Annotated in this window: 1 protein-coding gene and 1 pseudogene; both read right to left on the reverse strand. The window is 65.0% G+C overall.

Annotation, left to right across the window (positions count from 1 at the left end; genetic code table 11):
- Nucleotides 1-199 (reverse strand): annotated as a pseudogene (locus AX685_RS14700) (transporter); the annotation flags it as partial.
- A 3-nt stretch (nucleotides 200-202) separates the two neighbouring features.
- Nucleotides 203-616, reverse strand: a complete 414-nt coding sequence (locus AX685_RS14705) for a hypothetical protein (RefSeq protein ID WP_004212881.1) — start codon at nucleotides 614-616, stop codon at nucleotides 203-205.
- Nucleotides 617-824 lie beyond the last annotated feature (208 nt).

The following is an 824-nucleotide window of genomic DNA, read 5'->3' on the forward strand; positions in this document are numbered from 1 at the left end:
CGCCGATCAACGTCGCGCTGGGCGAAGCCTCATGCTTGACCTGCGGCAGGATTTCGGTCGCTGCCGCCGCGAACACGACGCCGGCAGCGAGATGCTGTAGGCCCGCCACGAGGCCAGGTTTCAACTTGGTGCGGCTCGCGACAATCGCGCCGAGCACGACCGCCAGCACAGGCGCAAGCGTATAGAGCAGTGCCTGCATTTCCTAGGACTCCTCCGGGGTTCGGTGGCAGACGCGGATCTTCCCGCGTCGCGTGAACGCGATCGATCCGCCCGCCACGACAGCCCGCGAATGGTCGCCGCGAAACTCGTCACCGGTTCGCTGCGCGCGCAGGATCTCGGTCCTGCCCTTCGGCAGCCAGGTGACGGCCATTTTCAAGCCGTCATCGATGAAGTCGACATCGGCGCGTGTGCCGTCGTCGCAGTACATGATGCGCTGCGCGATTAGTTTCGACGTCAGATGCTTTTCATGCGCCGGCTCGGTAGGCTGGGTCGGCGCTGGATTACACGCCCCTATAACCGCCCCGGAGACGAGAACGACGCCGAGGCGCGCGATCGCCAGACCGGCCCGATTCAGGCCGCACAAGGTTGTCACATTTGAAATCGACGTGTCAGACATCGGTCTCTTCCGACGAAGCGCCCTGTGGCGTTCGAAGGCAGGGCAGTTCATCGCGTGCCTTCCCGCTCGCAGATCCGGGTACGGCCATCGCCTTCCACGATGGTGAGCTGCGACCCCTTGAAGGTCGCGGTGGCTGTTTCGCCGACATATTGCAGGCCCTGCGCTGGCGCGGTCAGCGTCATGGGCACGGCGCTGCTGGAGCGCCGCA

The sequence above is a fragment of the Sphingomonas sp. CCH9-F2 genome, assembly GCF_001556735.1.
Classification (GTDB): domain Bacteria; phylum Pseudomonadota; class Alphaproteobacteria; order Sphingomonadales; family Sphingomonadaceae; genus Sphingomonas; species Sphingomonas ginsenosidimutans.

Excerpts from the sequence above, each read along its gene's own strand:
- AX685_RS14705 (WP_004212881.1), bottom strand. The coding sequence starts at position 616 with ATGTCTGACACGTCGATTTCAAATGTGACAACCTTGTGCGGCCTGAAT.